The organism is Nocardia sp. NPDC058497, assembly GCF_042720195.1.
Taxonomy (GTDB): domain Bacteria; phylum Actinomycetota; class Actinomycetes; order Mycobacteriales; family Mycobacteriaceae; genus Nocardia.
The window spans coordinates 1-3,367 of the sequence record NZ_JBHXMY010000625.1; the positions used below are offsets into that span (position 1 = coordinate 1).

Here is a 3,367-nt window from a genome sequence, read left to right on the forward strand (position 1 = left end):
TCACCACCCCCACCCCCCCAACCCCGATCATTTCCGGTCTGGTGGGCTTGGTGTGGTTAATACCCCACACACCGCGGCGCACGGCTGTCGAACCGGGCGGGGACACCACCCCGGCCCGTTTTCGTGTCAACGGATTCCCGGTGTGCGTGGGTCGTCACCGACGCAGGCCAAGATCGCGCACCCTGGTGGGATACTGGCGAACGGTGCCGCCAAGGGCTGGTTCAGGCAGCTGAAGACGGTGCAGCCGGGATAGGCGCCAGGTCCGATCCCGAATACCGCCAGCAGGATGTCGCGGTCGACGAGGGTGCTCGGATCGAACCGCACCGGTGGTTCCACATACGGCTGCGCGACGGGCGCTTTCGTGTCGGTGAACGCGGTGAACAACCGGCGGAAGAACTCGTGCGGCAGTTCCTCTGTATGCGCGATCACCCCGGCGGGCCCGTATCTGGTCTGGTTGCCGAACGGGCCGGTCCACATCACCGTCAGGTCCAGGCTCGGCATGAAGAAGACGTTCTGCAGACCGAGGCCGGACATGAAGAAGGTGTCGTCGGGCAGGAAGTCCGGTGACTCGGCGCAGCCGGCGCCCACCCAGAACAGGTAGCCGTAGCAGCTGTTCTGCGGTGACGGTGTGCGGGCTTTGCGCAGGTAGCCGGACGAGATCAGCCGCGAATCGCCCCAGCGGCCGTCATTGGCGACGAGCAGCCCGATCTTGGCGAGGTCGTTGGGCGGCAGCAGCAGATGCGCGTAGCCGTAGGTGTGGCCGGAACGGTCACGCGCCCAGTAGTAGTCGGTGCGTTCGATGCCGAGCGGGTCGAACAGCTCCCGCTGGGCGAACTGCTGCAGTGGTTCGCCGACGGCCAGTTCGATCACATACGACAGCAGGTCGACATTGCGCTGGCTGTAGCTGAACGTGGTGCCGGGCGGGTTGGTCAGCTCGACGGCCAGCGCCTGCACGGCACTGTTCGGGTCGATCGGGATCACCGCGGTGATGCCCTCGGTGAGCACCCCGGTCTTCATGCCGGAGGTCTCGGTGAGCAGGTTCTCCACCGTGATCGCGCGGTGCGCCGCGTCGCCCAGGCCGGCGGGCAGGTAGTGGTCGATCGGCGCATCGATCGCGAGTTTGCCCTGGTCTGAGGCGATTCCGGCGAGCATCGACACCACCGATTTGGTGACGCTCCAGATGTTCCACGCGACATTGCCGGTCTCGTCGTTGCGCAGACCTTCCCCGACCAGGCAGTTGTGCCGGAACACCTGCACATTCAATCGGTTGCGGCCGGCCGCGAACCGCAGTGCCGCTTCGACTTTCGCCGAGTCGAGGCCGACCTGTTCGGGGCGGGCGCGTTCGAGCTCGCGTGCCGAGGTGACCGCACAGGTCGTCGTTGTGTCAGGGGCGGCGGTCGCGGGCCCCGCGAACAGACTCGCCGAACCCAAGGTGGCTACCATCGTTCCCGCGAAAAATCCCCTGATCAGCCCCATGCGGCCGAGAGTAGCCCGCGCCGAGTTCCGTAACCCGTAAAGCGGGGCCGCCCGACCCCCTAATCACGGGTATGTTCATCTACCCGTAAAGCCCCGAACCACATACACTGCCGCGCCGAAACTCAGTACGCCGAGCCCGGACAGCACCGAGCCGAGGGGCAGCGAGAACCCGACGACGACGCACCCGAGCGCCCCGAGCACCGGAACCCAGCGCGGCGGCCTGCGTTCGGCCGCGGTGAGGGTGGCCGCCGACAGATTCGCGACCAGGTAGTAGCCGAGCACCGCGAACGAGGAGAACCCGATCGCCGCGCGCAGGTCCATCGTCGCCGCCAGTACCGCGACGACGACGCTCACGGCGAGCTCCGCGCGATGCGGCACGGCGTACCGGGGATGCACCGCGGCGAGCGCGCGCGGCAGATGCCCGTCGCGCGCCATGGCCAGCGTCGTCCGCGACACACCGAGGATCAGCGCCATCAGCGACCCCGCGGCGGCGAGCACCGCGCCCGCCCGCACCACCGGCGCGAGCCATCCCACGCCCGCAGCTTCGACGACCCGCGCGAGCGGATCGCGCGCCGCCGCGAGTCCGCCGGAACCCAGCGTGAGCAGCGCGGCCACCGCGACCAGCGTGTACACCGCCAGCGCCCCCGCCAGCGCGAGCATGATCGCCCGCGGAATCGTGCGCTCCGGGTCGCGCACCTCCTCGCCGAGCGTGGCGATCCGCGCGTACCCGGCGAACGCGAAGAACAGCAGCCCCGCCGCCTGCAACACGCCATACGGCCCGATCTCCACGTCGAGAACCGTTGCCGCCGAATGATTCCCGCCGAACCCGGCCACCACCACCGCGGCGAGCACCGCGAGCACCAGCCCCACGATCACCCGCGTCGCCAGCGCCGACTTCTGCACGCCCGCATAGTTGATCCCGGTCACCACCACTACCGCCCCCGCCGCGACCGCATGCGCCTGCTCCGGCCACGCGTAACTCCCCACCGTCAACGCCATCGCCGCACACGACGCCGTCTTCCCGACCACGAACCCCCACCCCGCCAGATACCCCCAGAACGCCCCCAACCGCTCCCGCCCGTACACATACGTCCCACCCGACACCGGATACAACGCGGCCAACCGCGCCGACGACATCGCATTGCAATACGCGACCACCGCCGCCACCCCCAACGCCACCAGCAGCCACGACCCCGCCACCCCCGCCGCGGGCCCCAGCGCCGCGAACACCCCGGCCCCCACCATCGCCCCGAGCCCGATCACCACCGAGTCCCACAACCCGAGCCCACGCCGCAACCGCGCTTCCGAAGCCATACCCCCATCCTCGAGCATCGCCGGGTGGTGTGCGAGCCGTGCCGTGACATGACAAACGCCGCCAGGTCGATGAGGGGGACCTGGCGGCGTTCGAGTCGAAGGGCCGTCTCTCCGGATGGCCCGTCAGGGTGTCGACGCCCCACATGCGCCTCTCGGCGAGTGGTCGCTCGTAGCGACAAAGGGGTGAGGCCCGGGGCTGTTCGGACGCCGACAGTGGTGTTCAACCGAGTCGCCCGGCGAGCTATTCCGCGTGCCCGATGTGATCCGCGCAACCGCACTTGATTGGCTCCATTTCTTGACTAATTCCAGAAAAGGAGGAGAGTGGGTGTCGTGCACACCGAGGAGATCGACGCTCGCCGACTGTTGCGTGATGCGGGTTTGCGGGTCACCGCGCCCCGGATCGCGGTAGTGGATGCTGTTGCCGCGCAGCCACATTCGGATGCGGAGGCGATCGCCGCCGTGGCCAGGACAACGCTGGGCACGGTGTCGACGCAGGCGGTGTACGACGTACTCAACGCCAGCGGGCGGGGTGGGAAACAGCGCCCGGTACGCACACCGGGGGGGCCGGCCCCGGTGG

At 68.9% G+C, this 3,367-nt stretch carries 2 protein-coding genes and 1 pseudogene; 1 reads left to right on the forward strand and 2 read right to left on the reverse strand.

Going from position 1 to position 3,367, the window contains the following annotated elements; translation table 11 throughout:
• Positions 1–126 precede the first annotated feature (126 nt).
• A complete protein-coding gene (locus ACFWPJ_RS28410; RefSeq protein WP_378855910.1) occupies positions 127–1,476 on the reverse strand; it encodes a serine hydrolase domain-containing protein in 1,350 nt (449 codons plus the stop codon).
• Between the two features lie 75 nt (positions 1,477–1,551).
• Positions 1,552–2,790, reverse strand: a complete 1,239-nt coding sequence (locus ACFWPJ_RS28415) for an APC family permease (RefSeq protein WP_378855912.1) — start codon at positions 2,788–2,790, stop codon at positions 1,552–1,554.
• A gap of 321 nt (positions 2,791–3,111) precedes the next feature.
• Here ACFWPJ_RS28415 and ACFWPJ_RS28420 point away from each other — a divergent pair.
• Positions 3,112–3,367, forward strand: a pseudogene (locus ACFWPJ_RS28420) (transcriptional repressor); the annotation flags it as partial.